The organism is Gracilimonas qinghaiensis (assembly GCF_046602855.1).
In the GTDB taxonomy this organism is placed as follows: Bacteria; Bacteroidota; Rhodothermia; order Balneolales; family Balneolaceae; genus Gracilimonas.
Genome location: NZ_JBKINJ010000001.1, coordinates 416565 through 432890, shown reverse-complemented (window position 1 = coordinate 432890; position 16326 = coordinate 416565). Strand labels below are relative to the sequence as shown.

The window sequence follows — 16326 nt, the reverse complement described above, 5'->3', positions numbered from 1 at the left end:
ACCTAGCTGTGTATGTTTAAAGTCCTATACTACTCAGAGCACCGGATACATTTGCCCAGGTCCAGCCAAATACGCTGACATCTGCACCTACAGTGGCACTGCTTATGTCCGCTATTTCTGTAACTTCAGAATCAAGTCCCCCAGTGAAATAATCGGCCGCTGTCAATCCGCTTGGAATCACAGCTTCAATATTGGTAATTGAATAGCCGTTAGTATTAGCTGCATAGTCCGGGTAATCACTTGAAATGATGTTGGCAGCATTTCCATTTTCATCGGTAGCGAGACCGAAGAATAGCAAGTTTGACATATTGACGTCAGTATTATCATCTACGTCAATCATTTCCTCAGCTCCATTACCTTTATGATATATTGTTGCATTTGTAATGGAGTGACCTGACCCGGTGTAGTTACCTTCAGGGCCATCCAACTCAAATGAAGAGTCATATGCACTTACAATTACTACGTTATCAAGAGTTCCAGCCCAGGCCTGATCAGTATCGATAGCGTCATCACCACTATTCCAAACCAGTACATTAGTTACGTTAACCGTACCGCCAAACCACTCAACACCATCATCCTGATTGGCAACTACTTCGATGTTTTCTACAACTGTACCATTACCAACTCCACCAAGAGTCAGGCCATTGATCTCATTCCCTTCACCGATGTTTGAACCTCCATGACGAATGGATATGTAAGTGATTGAACCTGAACTGTCAGTAGCGTCATTTCCACCATATAGTCCGTTTGAATCTGAAGATGGTATACCTTCGATCTGAACTTCAGTTACATCATCACCATTTGCATTTTGTGCGGAAATAGGAGCGTTTCCTAATACGATCACACCGCCCCAAAGTCCACTGATATCAGGATCAAGGTTAGGACTTGCAAAATTGCCCGCATCCACGTCTTCAGGAGTGATCTCATCAGCTATTGAAGTAAAGATGATCGGAGCTGTCTCTGAACCGTTTGCATTCAGTGTTGCATCACGTGCCACCAAAAGAGCGGTCGCATTTGAGCCCGTACCGGCTTCGCCTTTAACAACTGCGCCACCTTCAATAGTAAGGGTTGCACCGGCTTCAACTGCAATACGTCCACCAAGAATGTAGGTCTTACCGTCTCTCCAAGTAGTATTTGAAGTAATATTATCAGTAACAATAATAGTATTACTGATATTGATAATAGCAGTAGCGTCTTCTGTCAAGCCGTCGGCATCCGTAATAATCAGATCGACAGTTCCGGTACCGATAGCTGTTGGAGTGAATTCGACCACAACTGAACCAGAGGTTTCACCTGTTGATGGCTCTGAAATAATAGTAGCATTACCATTTTCAGCTGATAAACTGGAAGAAGCATACCCGGCACTGGCAGTAATTGTGAAAGTAATTTCAACTGGCTCGTCTACAGTTCCGCTTAATGCTGCAGGTGCTTCCACACTTGGAGCTTCCGTTTGTTCAGTTCCGCTTGAATTATCATCACCACAAGAAATAAGTAGTAATGATGCCAACATAAAGCTGGCTAAGTAAGTTAATGTAACTTTGAAGTTCATGGATTTTAGTATTTTTGAATATTGGATTTTGAGTTTCAAACAGAATCAGTAGTTGAAATTTCACAACCTTGAATCAGCTTGTTCACTGCTGTACTGTTTTCAGGAGCTAAAATAGAGGCCGCACGTTTATGCAATGTTACCCGTGAATTATCCTTTAGTTATCCGAACTTTACGCTAATGTTAAGAAGGGCGAGCGCTAGTCTATTTCGATGATGGGCATAAAAAAAAAGGCACTGATGTGTTCAGCGCCTTTTTGAATTCTTTGTTCTAAGAAGGTTTATTCCTTTTCCTCTTTTTCCTTTTCTTCTTTGGAAGATGGTTTATCATCATCAGGGGTTGACTCCTCGCTAATGATTTCAGCATCCGAGGCTTCTTTTTCAGCTGCGGCACTGTTCTCTGTAGAATCTTTTGATACACCGTTCTTTGATTTTTTAGAGTCTCTTCTATCAAAGATTCCATCCGGATATTTCCCATGAGGGCGGTCACCCAATAGATCTCTTAATGCATGATGATCGAGTACCTCTTTTTCAAGCAGGGTCTCGGCAAGTTTTTCCAGCTCATTTTTGTGTTTTTTGAGCAGTTCAATTGTACGATCATGATTTTTATCGATGATGCTGCGTATTTCCTGATCGATCTGTTGACTAGTGGATTCAGAATACTTCTTATTGAAGCCATAGCTGTTCTCAGCGTTCTGAGAATCTTTAAGGGAAATATATCCCAGTTTCTCACTCATTCCGTATTCTGCCACCATGGCAAATGCCATTTTGGTAATACGTTCCAGATCGTTTTGAGCACCGGTTGAAATTCTACCAAATATGATCTCCTCGGCTACTCTCCCACCAAGTAAAGCACATATTTTGTCATCAAGTTCTTCAGTGGTCATAAGGAATCGTTCTTCAAGCGGAGTTTGAAGGGTATAACCCAATGCAGCAAGTCCACGAGGTACAATACTCACCTTAAGAACCGGATCCGTGTGCTCGAGGAACCATCCTACAATAGCATGACCTGCTTCATGATAAGCCACGATCTTACGTTCCTGGGGACTAATTAACTTATTCTTACGTTCAAGACCAGCTATAACTTTTTCGATAGAATCCTGAAAGTCTTCCATCTTAATGTTCTCCTTCTCACGGCGAGCTGCCAATAGTGCAGCCTCGTTACATAGGTTAGCCAGGTCAGCTCCGGCAAAACCGGGAGTTTGAGAGGCAAGAACTCTAAGATCGATATCGTCTCCAAGCTTAAGTTTTTTAGTGTGCACCTTAAGGATCTCAATACGACCGTTAAGATCCGGTTTGTCGATCATGATCTGACGATCAAAGCGACCCGGTCTAAGTAACGCAGAATCCAAAATATCGGGCCTGTTAGTTGCAGCCATCAGGATCACACCCTTATCTGAGTTAAATCCATCCATCTCACTTAACAGCTGATTCAATGTGTTCTCACGCTCATCGTTAGATCCCATGGCCATACCTCGACCTCGAGTCCTACCAATAGAATCGATCTCATCAATGAAAATAATACACGGAGCCTTTTCTTTGGCCTGCTTGAACAGGTCACGTACACGAGCTGCACCAACACCCACAAACATTTCAACAAAATCAGAGCCACTCAAACTAAAGAACGGAACACTAGCCTCACCGGCTGTGGCTTTCGCAAGAAGGGTCTTTCCTGTTCCGGGTGGTCCAACAAGTAGCACACCCTTGGGTAGAACTCCACCAAGCTTGGTGAATTTTTGTGGATTGCTAAGAAACTCTACAACTTCCTCAACCTCAGCTTTAGCCTCCTGTAAACCGGCTACATCTTCAAATGTGACCTTAGTGTCAGTCTGCTGATCATACAAAGATGCTTTATTCTTACCTATATTAAGCACTTGTTGACCGGGATTCATTTTTCTAAAGATGAATATCCAGATCACGATCAGTACTGCGATCGGTATTAACCAGAAAAATATACCACTGAACCAATCTTCTTCAATTCTAACATCAAATTCGACATTATTTGATTCAAGGATCGGTCTGATTTCATCATTCCTGAGCATGGTAGTGCTGAACTTTTTAAACTGTTCAGTACCACTGCTGGCAAAAGGGTTATTATTATCAGATTGATCAGGTCGAGATATAACACCGTCTGAAAGTGCTTTATCAGAATAAGTACCTGTGATGTCAACACCATTTGTGATGGTAATCTCAGATACATAACCATTTTCCACCTGTTCGAGAAACTCGCTGTATTTGATACGGTTACCGGGTTCTGCCGGAAAGAAAAGAACTTGTGCCAGTAAAAGCACGAAGAATAATACAAAAATACTCCAAGTAGGAAATTTTGGGGATTTACCGCTACCCTTTTTCCCGTTCGGTTTTATTGATTTCTTTTTTTTGGGATTATTTTGCGCCATTTAATATTAGCTTATGAAATTTTTAATAGAAGTAATATAAGGAACCTGATACTCAAATAAGTTAGCTCAGATTAATAGTATGTTTAGTGCAACGGTAGTTTGGCAAAAAACGTGCCATTACTCATGTTATGACAATTCATCAAATGAAACGAGATCACCTTCTGCTGTTTGCATTTTCATACCCTCTTCTTCAGGTCTCATTCTCCCGATTACCACAAAATCATTGAATTTATTAGCGAATGCCTCAACCTGTTTTTCCGGTAAAGTAAACATAAGTTCAAAGTCCTCCCCTCCGAAAAGAGCGTATCTGTCAACATCCTCCTTCATTTCATCAGCTACCTGTCGTGTTTCTATGGCTATAGGCAAAGCAGCCTGATATATGGTAGCACCAAGCGATGAAGCATCACAAAGAGCACTCAACTCACTGACAAGTCCTTTAGAAAGGTCTATCATTGAACTTGGAACCAAGTTGTTATCCCTTAAATTATAAACAAGATCCCTTCTTGCTTTAGGTACCAATTGCCTTTTAACTACAAATTGATAATCCCCCAATTCAGGTTGAACAGCATCGTCTCCGTGTTCTTCCCAGAATTTTTTTTCTCTCATCAATATTCTAAGTCCTGCAAGAGCCCCGCCAAGATCACCTGTTATACAAATAGCATCACCATCCTCAGCCCCTTTTCGATAACTGATCACATTCTGATCAACCTTACCATATATACTTATAGAGACTACCAAGTTGGCATGATTAGCTTTCATATCTCCACCAACCAATTCTACCTCATGTTCTTTGCCGGCAGCGTAGATACCTTTGTATAGGTCTTCAATCATTTGAACAGACATACGGTTAGGTGCTGCCAGATTGATGAGCATGGTTTCAGGCATACCGTTCATAGCATAAATATCACTAACACCTGCAGAAACAATCTTATATCCCAAATGATGAAATGGGGTATAGGTGGGGTCAAAATCGACTCCCTCAACAAAAGTTTCTGATGTAAGTAAGGTCAGATCACCATCTTTTTCTTCAATTACAGCAGAATCGTCACCTACTGACTGTATGACATTATCACTTTTATATGAGTCAAAATCGGTGAGCTTATCTAAAAGGTTTTTTGCGCCTATGCTTTGAATGGTTTGAAAAGTATCGGACATGAATTATAGCTTGGTTAAAATAAAAAAAGGCACCTGCATCCGAAGATACAGTTGCCTTAAATCGTTATACGATAAACTTATCGTTCTCGTCTGGTAGAGTAGTTGATCCTAAAAGTACTCGCTTGTTTCAATTCTTCCTGTACATCTGTAAGAAGTCCGAATTCTGAATTCTCATCAACGCGTAGTGAAACAATCAATTTTGGTTGTTCACGCAGCTTGTCGTACATGAGAGTACGTATTGCTCCTATGTCATCCACAATGGCATCGTCGATCTGAACCTTATCTTCACCAAGTTGATTATTGGGAAGTCGTTCAGGACCAATGTATACATAAGAAAGCAAGCGCTTTTGTTCGATCTTCTCGATGTTTTCAGCCTGAGTTAGATTAACACGAACTTTCAATGTCACTTCTCGGAGTACCGTAGTAACCATGAAGAAGAACAGTAGAATGAAAATTACATCAGGCATAGCAGAAGTTGGTACTTCCTGCTTACTTCCACCTCGTTTTTTCTTGAAATGTGCCATTAGTTATCTCCCGGTTCTGCGATTGATATTTTCTTGGGATACATGTCAGTGATCTGCTCATGCTGTGGGCTATTATCCTGCAGTGCACCAAAAGGCACACCATAGTTTGCCCGTGATGCAGCATCACGCAGTTCCTTGTATGCTCCCATAACTTCATCCAACATATCTACATAAATACGATATGGTGTCTGACGTTGTGTTTTCACAGAAACAATGGCCATATCCGGAGATTCGGATAAGTCTGGATCATTGTTCGGATTGTCAATGAACTCTTTCAAACGTTCTTTAACATCTGTCAGTTGATAGGGTTGTTCATCCATCAACACGCGTCCTTCTGAATTCACCAATATGTTCATCAAGTTTCTCTCCTTGATAGGTGGTGGTTCCTGATCTTCCTGTAATGGCGGTGGTAACACCAATCCAATACCGGTATCCACATTAATGGTAGTGGTTACCAGGAAAAAGATCAGCAGAAGGAATGCAATATCGGCCATAGATGACCCATTGATATCCGGTTCTTCTCTTTTTCGTTTTTTAAGTAACATAGATTATTTCCTGATTAAAACTTAAAGGTCCCGCGCATTCCAGTTAAGACGATGGTAACAACCATAGCGCCAAGCATAAATACTGCTGTGAATACTCCGGCTTTAGGGATTTCTCCAAAAAAAGCATAGGAAATTCCAAACACTACGAATGGAACTGCCATCATGCCAATTCTTTTGTAATCCTGTTTTCCGTTTATCACACTTTTAATTCCAGCACCTATTATACCAAGAATACCCAATCCTATTAAGCCAATTGCTAGTCCAACACTAATAGCTTCCATAATTTTATCCTTTCTTTATTATTTGGGATTTATGTTTAACTATTACGAGTTGTCGGAGCTATCAGATCCTGAATCGGGAACAAGTTGTTTACCTTCATTCAGCATAATAATAGAATCGATCAGTGTAATGGAACTTTCTTCCATTTCTGCGATAATGCGATCAATTTTGGAAACACAGTAGTTGTAACCGATCTGCAAAATAATACCTGCTATCAAACCACCAGCTGTAGTAAGAAGGGCTACTTTAATACCACCAGCTACAATACTCGGAGAAATATCCGCTGCAGCCTCGATGTCATCAAATGCCTGAATCATACCTACTACGGTTCCAAGGAATCCAAGTAGAGGAGCAATAGCAATAAATAATGATAACCATACAAGCCCTCTTTCAAGGAAACTCATTTCAATAGAACCATAGGCAGAAATCGCTTTCTCAGCTGCTTCGATTCCTTCATCAGACCGCATAAGGCCGGCTTGGAATACGGAGGCAACAGGGCCACGTGTTTGTGCACATAATTCTTCAGCGGCTTCTATTCCGCCTTCCTGAAGTGCTTCTTGTACGTCAACAATGAACTTACGCGTGTTGATGTCAGCAAGGTTAAGGGTAATAATACGCTCAAGGAAAATAGCGAGTCCGAGGATCAATGCGATCAATACAGGCCACATCCAACCACTTTCATTACCTTGGTTAAATTTTTCTACGACAACGTTAAAAAACCCTTCGTCAGCAGGGGCTTGTAAAAGAAAAAGAGCAATCGACGATATCATGTCTACTCCGCTAGTTATTTAAATGTTAAAGGCTAAGATTAATGAGCAAAAGAATAGTTCATTTTATACTAAATGTCAAAGTATCATCCTTCTTAAAATATCTTTTTTACGTAATGTTACTCATAGCGCAAAATAGCTTTCAAAACACATAAAATCAGTATTTTAAATTTTAAAAATTAGCACTTAACTCTGGTTTTACATTTGAATTACGGGATTATCTATGAGTGTTTGCTTTTCAAAGTTAAAAATCAAACGCAAGAGATCACTTATTCTATAGCTACCATTATAAAGACTAATCAAATTGCTCACATATCCTATCGCTGCGGTTAGCTCGTTGTTTAAATAAGTTGAAAACTGACACGTTCAGGTTTGTGTTTTAGTTTTTTAAACTCAAACTAGGCTGAAATATTTTCTCGCATATCCCTATTTTTTACTTATAGAATTTCCCTCTCCTTTTTTCGTGCTTGAATTCCCAATTGTGTCAATTCCATTGATTAATTGAAAAATATTGAGGAAGCTGACTTTTAATTCTATATCAGGTAAAAGTTCATCATTTAGCAGAATCTCTCTCATATACCCCTTGATTGATACTGACTCTTATATAATTTATCTGCTTAAAAAGTAAAACAGCTACTAATTCTTAGTGCTGTATTTAAAGGGTGTGACCCAAAAGCCCAATCCGCATTTTAGAATTCAAAACTTCAACTCTATGAATTATTTATAAATACTCTCCAAAATTTTATGCAGTCACATCATGCTAACCTGAAATACTCAAATAAGTTAAAATGGCATTCATATTTTCTGTCAAGGATCGCATCATTAAAATTATATTTCCCCAGACATATGGAGGTCTAGAATGGCAGAGAAGAAAATATAAGATCGCGTTCAATCGTAGATTGAGGCTGAGTTTTAAACGTACCAAAAAGGCACTGCACTAATATGCAGATAAAGCCATTCATAAAAGCCTGCTAAGTTAGAAAGATTTGATTTAGTTAGCAGGTGGTCAAGGCTAAAGCTTATAACGTAAATGTACAACCACTAACGATTTTTAAAAGCTCGCAAGCCTTTATCCAGAAATGCTACAAAATCGTCTTTTTTACTGTATCCCAGACTCTGACTAATTACTCGTTCTGTTTGGGGGTCAACGATCACATATGTTGGAAGAGCCACATTTCCTGTCAACTCAAACTGAAACATCTGGTTTTCAGGGCCATCTGGACCGCCATCAGTATAGAGTTTCACCAATTCCATTTGATCGAAACGCTCTACCACTTCTGCAAGTGGAAATACATTTGACTCCATAGCACGGCAGTTCGTACAAGTATAGCCTGTAAAATCAATAAAGATCGGTTTCCCTTCTTGAATTGCAGTTTCTTTTGAGAGCTCAAAATCTTTGGACCAACCATCATCAACACTGCTTGCAGCTCCACTTCCGCCCATAGCTCCCATAGAGGCAACCAAACTTACATCAGTGGCTTGTTTTGGTGGAAGAAAAGCATCCCAAATTCCAAGAGAGGATCCTAAAAGCCCAGGAATCAGATAAAAGCTGAATAACAAAAATGGAATAGCCAGCAACATCCTACCCGTTGTTATGCTTTCTGGTTTTTTCTCATGCTTGAGTGAAAAACTCCCAAGCAGATACAATCCTGTGAGAAGAAAAATCGCGATCCATGCCGCAATGGTCAGAGGTCGAGACACAATACCCCATTCCCAAACCAGATCAACATTTGAGAGAAACTTGAACGCTGCTGCCAATTCAATAAATCCAAGTATCACTTTTACAATATTCATCCATGAACCGCTTTTTGGTAATGACTCCATCCATTTAGGGAAAATAGCCAGGATAACAAATGGACTTGCAAAAGCAGCAGAGAATCCAACCATACCAATGATCGGATAAAACCATTCACCACCGGTTGTAGCCGCAAAAACTCCACCCACAAAAGGTGCTGTACATGAAAATGAAACAGCACTGATCGTTAATGCCATAAATAAAATACCTGCTATACCGGTACTCTGATTACTTTTACGATTCAGCCAGTTGGTAAGCTGATGTGGTAGTTGTAGCTCGTACATTCCCAGTAAACTGAAAGCAAATGCTACTAATATAAAAGCAATGAATAAATTTACCCATGGATTAGAAGCAAAATTCTGTGCCCCTGATACACCAAAGACAGCAGCAAGTAAAATTCCCAAAAGTGTGAAAGTGGCAACAATGGCAATACCAAAAAGAAAGGCTTTACCAACTGCCTTGCCACCCTGTTCCTGCTTAGAGAAGTATGAAACTGTAAGTGGGATCATCGGAAAAACACAGGGAGTAAGAAGAGCAGCAAATCCTGCCAGAACAGCGATCCATATAAAAGAAAAGATCCCCTCAACACCTAATGCCGATTCTTTAATTTCCGACCCAGTATCGGAAAGGCCTGATTCATTCCCACTGGAAACTGCTTCGGGTACAGGCTCGGCTGCAACACCGGTGACTGTAACTCCCGCTACAATCGATTTTGTTGTGGGTGGCAGACATACCTTATCGTCACACACCTGATAATAAACCTCGATATCCAGATTTTGTTTACCGGACTCTGTGGTTTTTATAGTTACAGGAATAATAAACTCAGCGAAGTTACTGTGCCAACCTAACTCAGCCTCAAAATTGGGGTCAAATTCAATGTCCGCATCCGATTCTTTTGCCTGTCCAACTATCACAAAGTTTGCAGACTTGGCTGAAAACTCGGTGGGAAAAGGACCGGCGTCTTCATCGTTCAGAATAGAGTACAAGTGCCAGTTTCCCTCTATGGAAGCATCGATCTTTATCTCAAAAACTTCTCCTGCTAAAACAGAATCTGGAGCTTCAGATAGTGTAAACTTTACCGGGTCAGGTATTTGTGCCTGAATAAAAAATGGGGATAACATCAGAATGATGATCCCCATTAATTTGATTTGCAATGATTTCATTAAAACTAATTTCAGTGTTTGATCAGTTGTTACCTGTATATGATGGTATTCATAGAATGAAACTTACTTGATCCGAAATTAGTGCCTGAAATCTCGAATGAGAAATCTCACTCGTCTTTTACTACCCAGAACTTAACTTGTGGGTTTAGATCGCCAACCAGGTTCACGGTAGCGGTATATTCGCCAAGACCTTTAACGTCCTGATCAAGTGTAATGTCTTTTTTCTGGACAAGAATATCACGTTCTTCCAATGCTTTTGCAATATCTGCATTTGTAACAGTTCCGTGAATTCTGTCTTCATCTCCGGTTGTTACGGGTATGGTAAGTGAAGTTACTTCCAGCTGTTTAGCCAGTTCTTTGGCTTCATTTACGGTCAGTTCAGCCTGACGTGCAGCCTCTTTCTTCAATCTTTCAAGTTCCTGAATGGCACCTTTTGTTGCCATAACCGCTTTGCCTTGTGGGATTAGATAATTTCTGCCATATCCATCCTTCACATCAACTACTTCTCCGGATTGTCCTAATTTTTCTACGTCTTCTCTAAGAATGATCTTCATAATACTGTTCTATAAATTTTTATCGAAGGTTTTCAGCTACATACGGCATTAATGACAAAAAGCGTGCACGCTTGATGGCCGATGTTAACTGGCGTTGATGTTTTGCACTTGTACCGGTTACACGACGTGGAAGGATCTTTCCCTGATCGTTGGTAAAGCGCTGAAGAGTATCAACATCTTTGTAGTCAATGTACTCAAGTCCGGCACGTGTGAATTTACACTGCTTAACTTTACGTTGGTTTTTTTTCGGGTGTGATGGATTCTTAATCATAATTCAATTCCTTTTGTGAGATTTGGCTGTTTAATCTTCGTCTTCTTCGTTATCCTCATCTTCGTCTTCAATAGCAAAGATATCCGGAACTTCATTTTTTCTTTGAAGCTCTCTGTGACGAATCATTTTTGCATCATACTTGAGGGTTAAAAATCGAAGGACGTTATCGTCAATGCGTAACTGTCGTTCAACTGAGGCAATTGCTTCAGCAGGAGCTCTGAAATACATATTCACATAGTATCCGCTTCCTTTTTTGTCGATGTCATATGCAAATTGACGTAAACCCCACTCATCAACTTCATCAATCTCACCATCATTGTCTTCGACAAGCTTGGTAACTTTATCAACCGTTTCTTTAAACATGTCCTCTTCGAGAACAGGATTTATGATATAGGTAAACTCGTAATAGTTTTTACTCATTTTATATATTGGTTTCTTTGGGTGCTTTCTAAGATAAAAGCAGTCACTCTGGTACTTTACCGAGCAACAGAAGATTCTAAAGATACGCCTTTTTTATACAGTAATACAATACCTGAATTACAAAACTAAATATTGAAAATGATTCAGAGTTCTGCCAATATCAAACCAATTTCATTAGTACAGGATAAACTAATGTCTTGATCACCCCTCATTATGATAGACTATCACATTTAGCCAAAAAATCAGATTAAACGTTCTACAGCCTTGGCAAGATCAATATCTTTGTTGGTCACCTTATTACCGGCATCGTGTGTACTCAAAGCGATCCGTACCGTATTGTAAACGTTGAACAGTTCCGGATGATGGCCTTGCTTTTCTGCTTCCAATCCAACTCTTACAATAAATCCAAGAGCCTCACTGAAATCATTGAAACCATACTCTTTTTTTATCTTGTTATCATCAAAGGTCCAACCTGATAGCGATTCAAGTTCCTTATTAACTTCTTTCTCTGTTAAATGTTCTGCCATTCTACTAGATTTTATCAGTTGATTACTAAGTTCCTATGTGTTTGCTACATTTAATAAAGTGAAACTGAGCTCAAAAAAGTTCCAAGGTTCAAAAACCTCTATTTATCTTTAAAGGCAATAAAATTTCGTAACATCTTAACTTTACCCTCTTAAATATGCCTTCAGGTTATAATTTTGAATAATTCTCTGAACGAAAAACATATTTACATTATTTAAAGGGCTTTAAGCCTCATTTTTATGCCTGTTTAAACGATATATTCTAGCCAAACATTATTTATAATCGTTGGTTTTCCTTTATCTAATAAAAGCCCAAATAACATTTCAAGAATATTTCAGAATTTGTATGTTAGAAGGCATCAAAAAATTATTAATAATTCAAGCACTGTCTTAATTTTGAAGCTATTATCTGCTAAAAGCCTAATCACTTCTTTCCTGAGCCTTATGGGTTTTTGGTATATTATGAGTGGTTTCTTTGACATCACCCATTCTCTTATGGGAATTGTGAGTGTCAGTATTGTAATGGCCGTTAACCACAGGTTAAAGTCACACTCATATTTTGCTGATGAGACGGATGTGATCAAAGACCTGCGGTTTCTTTATGTACCATATTATTTTGGCTGGCTGATGGTCCAGATCGTTGTTTCTGGTATTCAAGTTGCCAAAATACTTTTGAGCCCATCTCTCCCCATTCAAACTTCGATTGTCAGGTTCAAGGTTAATTTTCCAAACGTACACTGCAAGATGATTTTAGGAAACTCTATTACCTTGACTCCCGGCACCCTAACTGTCGATATAAAAGGAGATGATTTTATAGTTCATGCTATATCTCCGGATTCATTTGAAGCAATTGCCAGCGATACCATGCCTCAAAAAGTATTGAAGCTGTTTAAAGCGGAATCCGAACAGGTTGTTTACGATTTTGAAGTTCTATACAAGAAGGAGGAATTGAATTAATGGAATCCTTTTTCCTCTATAGTGCTGTAATTCTGACCGCAATTATTACCGTGCCTGCTTACAGGGTAATAAAGGGACCAACCGTTTTTGATCGCTTAATTGGCACCAATGCTATAGCAACAAAGACGATCGTACTGATCTGCCTTATTGGTTTTGTATTTGACAGGATCGGAATGTTTGTGGATATCACTCTTGCCTATGCCATCTTGGGATTTGTTGGCTCTTTGACCATTGCAAAATATTTTTCATCAGAGAACACAAATTTCCGATACGATGATTGAGATAAGTAACATCTTTACCATATTCTTTGTTGTTGCAGGTATCTTCTTTTTACTTATTGGAAGCATTGGTACTATAAGGTTACCCGATTTTTATTCCAGAACGCATGCAACCAGTAAGAGTGATACTCTTGGTATGATGCTCGTTATTATTGGACTGATCATTTATGAAGGCCTCAATATCAATAGCGGAAAGCTGTTTCTTATTTTGTTGTTTATTTTACTTGCAAATCCAGTTGGTGCTCATGCCTTGGCTCGCGCTGCACTCAATTCAGGTTTAACCCCAATCTTTGATAAAAAGAAAAAAGAGGACAACTGATGTATTGGGAACTGGAACTCATTTTATTCTTCTTTTTATTGATCACGGCTTTTATCGCACTCGAATCTGACGACCTGCTTGTGGCCGCAGTTATGCTGACACTTTTTAGTTTTTTGATGGCACTTTTATTTACAACCATGGGTGCTGTCGATGTTGGATTTACAGAGGCCGTGGTTGGCGCTGGTGTCACCGGAATTTTGTTGATCGTAGCAATTTATCAAACCACATTTAAGACAGAAGATTGAAGTACCTGAAACTCCTTTTAATTTTAGTATTTGCTTTGTTGCTGTTATTCGCTGCATCAGATCTTCCATTTCGCGGAGATCCTGATAATCGAATGAATCAATCAGTGAGTATGACAGGTACAGAAGTACCCGGAAATTACTATATCCAGGAAGCGTATAACGATGCCCACACACCGAATATCGTAACAGTGGTTTTGGGAGACTATCGTAGTATTGATACCCTTGGAGAGCAGATCGTGATCTTCACAGCAGGCATGATTACTTTTCTTCTCTTAAGAAACAGGAGGGATGACGATGATCAATAGATCCCCCAGCCCCATAATATTATTAGGTACCAGGTTACTCAGTCCCTATATAATGGTTTTTGGGTTTTATGTGATCTTTCATGGCCATTATTCACCCGGTGGCGGATTTCAGGGAGGCACGCTGCTTGCTGCTTCACTGTTGCTTGTAAGAATTGCAAGCGGTACCAAGATTGCAAACCTGCAGTTCAAAGATTATTTGGCTACACCTTATGCCGCCTTGGGTGTTATCATTTATTTCGGGACCGGCTTACTCGCACTCATCATGGGCGGTTACTTTTTGGATTATGAGCAACTTCCTATTCCCGGGCTGGAAGCCGCAGACCTTAGATACTGGGGTATCCTGATCATAGAACTCGGGATTGGCCTGACAGTTATGACCGTCTTGGTTTTGATCTATGATAACATGGTAAAAGGAGAAGACTATGCTTGATTTCTTTATGGGTCATTACGCTTACTGGTTTACCATGATCTTGCTTTCAGTAGGCCTGTATGGCATGCTTTTGAAAAAGAATTTGGTAAAAAAAACTATCGGCCTCACCATCTTCCAGGGTGGTGTAATTCTATTTTTTGTATCCGTGGCAATGAAGGAAGGGGCTACAGTTCCGGTAAAAGCGGATGGACTTCCGGTCAGTGAAGTATCTAATTATATGAATGCCCTTCCCCACACATTGATGTTGACGGCCATTGTGGTTGGTGTGGCAACACTGGGAGTAGCCTATGCACTTTTGATCAAGATCTACAATCGATACGGTACTTTGAACGAAGAAGAACTTATAGATAAGATTCAATGATAGGAACAGAAATACCTGCACTAATACCTGTTACCTATATTCTTTTTGCGGTTCTTATCCCGCTCATCGGGCTATGGAAGCGTGAGATAGCTTGGCATTTGAGCCTAATGGGTACCGGTATTGCGTCATTCTTTTCAGCGTGGGGATTCCTAAACCTCATCCAAACCGGAGAAACTATACGCTACTATTTTGGTGGCTGGCCCCCCCCTGTGGGTATTGAATTTGTCTATGACGGACTTGCAGCTTTTGTAGTGCTGGTCATTAATACCATTGCTTTTCTGGTTCTGATACATTCCAAAGAAATCAGCAAGATCGAATTTCCCGGCAAGAAAATGGCCTATTATACCGTCACCATGCTGATGATGCTTGGATTCAATGGAATGGTTTTGACGGGCGACCTCTTTAACCTCTACGTTTTCCTTGAGATCTCCTCACTTTCCAGCTATGCATTGATCGCCATAGGAGAAAAACGAGCACCCTATGCATCCTTCCGCTATTTGATCATAGGAACAGTTGGAGGTTCTTTATACCTATTGGGGGTTGGATTTCTATATACCGTTACCGGCACACTGAATATCATAGATATGCATGATATGTTACCGATGGTTATCGGTCATTCTTCAGTTATAGCTGCTCTTGTTCTAATGGTTATTGGTGTTGGGGTGAAAGCAGCCCTATTCCCCCTACACGGCTGGTTACCTGACTCCTATACTTTTGCAGCATCCTCATCGTCCGCCTTAATTGCCCCGATTGGAACAAAAGTCGCTGCATATGTTCTGTTCAGGGTCGTACTCTTTTTGTTTGGAGTTGAATTGATCGACGATCAGCTTCCTGTTACCACTATTATTGGCATTTTTGCAGGTATTGGAATCTTATACGGTTCCATAATGGCTATTGCTCAATCTGAACTTAAAAAGATGCTGGCCTACAGTTCTGTTTCTCAAATAGGATACATCATCATGGGTATTAGTTTAGCCAATCCATTTGGGTTCATTGGTGCCGTACTGCACATTTTGAATCACGCCATGATGAAAGCTCTCCTATTCCTTGTTTCCGGAAGCTTAAGACTTAAGGAAGGCCATTCCCTCATTACAAGATTTGATAACAGCTTTCGCAAAAAATACCCCTGGACGATGGCTGCATTTACCACCGCGGCAATTTCAATGGTTGGGTTACCCCCACTCGCCGGTTTCTTTTCAAAATGGTACCTGGCACTCGGTACTATTGAAAACAGTAATTGGATGCTGCTTGCTGTTATTTTGATCAGTTCTCTGCTAAATGCCGTTTATTTCTTTCGAATTTTAGAAAAAGTGTATTTGAACGATCCCGACGATGATTCTTCTGACGAAACTGAACCAGTAGAAAGAAATGAAGCTGGATTCAGCATGATGTTTCCAATGGCCGTCATGGCGATAGGATTGTTAGTGGTAGGTATCTTCAATGCCTATATCGTAAATGTAATTTTCACCATGTTTCCTGCAGGATTTTAA

20 protein-coding genes are annotated in these 16326 nt (G+C 40.0%); 8 read left to right on the top strand and 12 right to left on the bottom strand.

Going from position 1 to position 16326, the window contains the following annotated elements:
* Nucleotides 1-16 precede the first annotated feature (16 nt).
* From ACKGJO_RS01945 to ACKGJO_RS01890, 12 genes are all read right to left on the bottom strand, one after another.
* Nucleotides 17-1549 (bottom strand): hypothetical protein, encoded by a 1533-nt coding sequence (locus ACKGJO_RS01945; RefSeq protein ID WP_411321711.1) that lies wholly within the window; start codon nt 1547-1549, stop codon nt 17-19.
* Between the two features lie 277 nt (nt 1550-1826).
* Entirely contained in the window at nt 1827-3944 is a 2118-nt protein-coding gene (ftsH, locus tag ACKGJO_RS01940; protein ID WP_411321710.1) for an ATP-dependent zinc metalloprotease FtsH, read from the bottom strand.
* A 126-nt stretch (nt 3945-4070) separates the two neighbouring features.
* On the bottom strand, nt 4071-5099 hold the full coding sequence (gene thiL / locus ACKGJO_RS01935) for a thiamine-phosphate kinase (RefSeq protein WP_411321709.1): 1029 nt from the start codon (nt 5097-5099) through the stop codon (nt 4071-4073).
* Between the two features lie 77 nt (nt 5100-5176).
* Nucleotides 5177-5623: an ExbD/TolR family protein gene (locus tag ACKGJO_RS01930; RefSeq protein WP_411321708.1), complete on the bottom strand. Its 447-nt coding sequence runs from the start codon at nt 5621-5623 to the stop codon at nt 5177-5179.
* Entirely contained in the window at nt 5623-6168 is a 546-nt protein-coding gene (locus ACKGJO_RS01925) for an ExbD/TolR family protein (RefSeq protein ID WP_411321707.1), read from the bottom strand. The genes ACKGJO_RS01930 and ACKGJO_RS01925 overlap by 1 nt, the downstream gene beginning before the upstream one ends.
* Before the next feature lie 14 nt (nt 6169-6182).
* Nucleotides 6183-6449, bottom strand: a complete 267-nt coding sequence (locus tag ACKGJO_RS01920) for a hypothetical protein (RefSeq protein ID WP_411321706.1) — start codon at nt 6447-6449, stop codon at nt 6183-6185.
* Nucleotides 6450-6491: 42 nt separating this feature from the next.
* Nucleotides 6492-7217 carry a MotA/TolQ/ExbB proton channel family protein gene (locus ACKGJO_RS01915; protein WP_411321705.1) on the bottom strand — a complete coding sequence of 242 codons (726 nt, stop codon included), beginning with the start codon at nt 7215-7217 and terminating at the stop codon, nt 6492-6494.
* Nucleotides 7218-8255: 1038 nt separating this feature from the next.
* Nucleotides 8256-10172, bottom strand: a complete 1917-nt coding sequence (locus tag ACKGJO_RS01910) for a protein-disulfide reductase DsbD family protein (RefSeq protein WP_411321704.1) — start codon at nt 10170-10172, stop codon at nt 8256-8258.
* A 107-nt stretch (nt 10173-10279) separates the two neighbouring features.
* Nucleotides 10280-10726: a 50S ribosomal protein L9 gene (rplI, locus tag ACKGJO_RS01905; protein ID WP_411321703.1), complete on the bottom strand. Its 447-nt coding sequence runs from the start codon at nt 10724-10726 to the stop codon at nt 10280-10282.
* Between the two features lie 19 nt (nt 10727-10745).
* A complete protein-coding gene (rpsR, locus tag ACKGJO_RS01900; protein WP_411321702.1) occupies nt 10746-10997 on the bottom strand; it encodes a 30S ribosomal protein S18 in 252 nt (83 codons plus the stop codon).
* Nucleotides 10998-11027: 30 nt separating this feature from the next.
* Nucleotides 11028-11417, bottom strand: coding sequence for a 30S ribosomal protein S6 (gene rpsF, locus ACKGJO_RS01895; protein WP_411321701.1), 390 nt, complete (start codon nt 11415-11417; stop codon nt 11028-11030).
* A gap of 242 nt (nt 11418-11659) precedes the next feature.
* Complete coding sequence (locus tag ACKGJO_RS01890; RefSeq protein WP_411321700.1) at nt 11660-11944, bottom strand: 4a-hydroxytetrahydrobiopterin dehydratase; 285 nt, start codon at nt 11942-11944, stop codon at nt 11660-11662.
* 441 nt (nt 11945-12385) lie between these two features.
* Between ACKGJO_RS01890 and ACKGJO_RS01885 the strand changes: the two genes are divergently transcribed.
* The 8 genes from ACKGJO_RS01885 to ACKGJO_RS01850 are packed head-to-tail and all read left to right on the top strand — an operon-like array spanning nt 12386 to nt 16326.
* On the top strand, nt 12386-12898 hold the full coding sequence (locus ACKGJO_RS01885) for a Na+/H+ antiporter subunit E (protein WP_411323264.1): 513 nt from the start codon (nt 12386-12388) through the stop codon (nt 12896-12898).
* Nucleotides 12898-13179 carry a monovalent cation/H+ antiporter complex subunit F gene (locus tag ACKGJO_RS01880; protein ID WP_411321699.1) on the top strand — a complete coding sequence of 94 codons (282 nt, stop codon included), beginning with the start codon at nt 12898-12900 and terminating at the stop codon, nt 13177-13179. The genes ACKGJO_RS01885 and ACKGJO_RS01880 overlap by 1 nt, the downstream gene beginning before the upstream one ends.
* Entirely contained in the window at nt 13172-13495 is a 324-nt protein-coding gene (mnhG, locus tag ACKGJO_RS01875) for a monovalent cation/H(+) antiporter subunit G (protein WP_411321698.1), read from the top strand. The genes ACKGJO_RS01880 and mnhG overlap by 8 nt, the downstream gene beginning before the upstream one ends.
* Nucleotides 13495-13740, top strand: coding sequence for a Na(+)/H(+) antiporter subunit B (locus ACKGJO_RS01870; RefSeq protein WP_411321697.1), 246 nt, complete (start codon nt 13495-13497; stop codon nt 13738-13740). The genes mnhG and ACKGJO_RS01870 overlap by 1 nt, the downstream gene beginning before the upstream one ends.
* Entirely contained in the window at nt 13737-14045 is a 309-nt protein-coding gene (mbhE, locus tag ACKGJO_RS01865) for a hydrogen gas-evolving membrane-bound hydrogenase subunit E (RefSeq protein ID WP_411321696.1), read from the top strand. Before ACKGJO_RS01870 ends, mbhE begins: the two co-directional genes overlap by 4 nt.
* Nucleotides 14035-14475, top strand: coding sequence for an MnhB domain-containing protein (locus ACKGJO_RS01860; protein ID WP_411321695.1), 441 nt, complete (start codon nt 14035-14037; stop codon nt 14473-14475). The genes mbhE and ACKGJO_RS01860 overlap by 11 nt, the downstream gene beginning before the upstream one ends.
* Nucleotides 14468-14836: a cation:proton antiporter subunit C gene (locus tag ACKGJO_RS01855; protein ID WP_411321694.1), complete on the top strand. Its 369-nt coding sequence runs from the start codon at nt 14468-14470 to the stop codon at nt 14834-14836. The genes ACKGJO_RS01860 and ACKGJO_RS01855 overlap by 8 nt, the downstream gene beginning before the upstream one ends.
* On the top strand, nt 14833-16326 hold the full coding sequence (locus ACKGJO_RS01850; protein ID WP_411321693.1) for a monovalent cation/H+ antiporter subunit D family protein: 1494 nt from the start codon (nt 14833-14835) through the stop codon (nt 16324-16326). Before ACKGJO_RS01855 ends, ACKGJO_RS01850 begins: the two co-directional genes overlap by 4 nt.

Excerpts from the sequence above, each read along its gene's own strand:
- ACKGJO_RS01945 (WP_411321711.1), bottom strand. The coding sequence starts at position 1,549 with ATGAACTTCAAAGTTACATTAACTTACTTAGCCAGCTTTATGTTGGCA.
- ftsH (WP_411321710.1), bottom strand. The coding sequence starts at position 3,944 with ATGGCGCAAAATAATCCCAAAAAAAAGAAATCAATAAAACCGAACGGG.
- thiL (WP_411321709.1), bottom strand. The coding sequence starts at position 5,099 with ATGTCCGATACTTTTCAAACCATTCAAAGCATAGGCGCAAAAAACCTT.
- ACKGJO_RS01930 (WP_411321708.1), bottom strand. The coding sequence starts at position 5,623 with ATGGCACATTTCAAGAAAAAACGAGGTGGAAGTAAGCAGGAAGTACCA.
- ACKGJO_RS01925 (WP_411321707.1), bottom strand. The coding sequence starts at position 6,168 with ATGTTACTTAAAAAACGAAAAAGAGAAGAACCGGATATCAATGGGTCA.
- ACKGJO_RS01920 (WP_411321706.1), bottom strand. The coding sequence starts at position 6,449 with ATGGAAGCTATTAGTGTTGGACTAGCAATTGGCTTAATAGGATTGGGT.
- ACKGJO_RS01915 (WP_411321705.1), bottom strand. The coding sequence starts at position 7,217 with ATGATATCGTCGATTGCTCTTTTTCTTTTACAAGCCCCTGCTGACGAA.
- ACKGJO_RS01910 (WP_411321704.1), bottom strand. The coding sequence starts at position 10,172 with ATGAAATCATTGCAAATCAAATTAATGGGGATCATCATTCTGATGTTA.
- rplI (WP_411321703.1), bottom strand. The coding sequence starts at position 10,726 with ATGAAGATCATTCTTAGAGAAGACGTAGAAAAATTAGGACAATCCGGA.
- rpsR (WP_411321702.1), bottom strand. The coding sequence starts at position 10,997 with ATGATTAAGAATCCATCACACCCGAAAAAAAACCAACGTAAAGTTAAG.
- rpsF (WP_411321701.1), bottom strand. The coding sequence starts at position 11,417 with ATGAGTAAAAACTATTACGAGTTTACCTATATCATAAATCCTGTTCTC.
- ACKGJO_RS01890 (WP_411321700.1), bottom strand. The coding sequence starts at position 11,944 with ATGGCAGAACATTTAACAGAGAAAGAAGTTAATAAGGAACTTGAATCG.
- ACKGJO_RS01885 (WP_411323264.1), top strand. The coding sequence starts at position 12,386 with ATGGGTTTTTGGTATATTATGAGTGGTTTCTTTGACATCACCCATTCT.
- ACKGJO_RS01880 (WP_411321699.1), top strand. The coding sequence starts at position 12,898 with ATGGAATCCTTTTTCCTCTATAGTGCTGTAATTCTGACCGCAATTATT.
- mnhG (WP_411321698.1), top strand. The coding sequence starts at position 13,172 with ATGATTGAGATAAGTAACATCTTTACCATATTCTTTGTTGTTGCAGGT.
- ACKGJO_RS01870 (WP_411321697.1), top strand. The coding sequence starts at position 13,495 with ATGTATTGGGAACTGGAACTCATTTTATTCTTCTTTTTATTGATCACG.
- ACKGJO_RS01860 (WP_411321695.1), top strand. The coding sequence starts at position 14,035 with ATGATCAATAGATCCCCCAGCCCCATAATATTATTAGGTACCAGGTTA.
- ACKGJO_RS01855 (WP_411321694.1), top strand. The coding sequence starts at position 14,468 with ATGCTTGATTTCTTTATGGGTCATTACGCTTACTGGTTTACCATGATC.
- ACKGJO_RS01850 (WP_411321693.1), top strand. The coding sequence starts at position 14,833 with ATGATAGGAACAGAAATACCTGCACTAATACCTGTTACCTATATTCTT.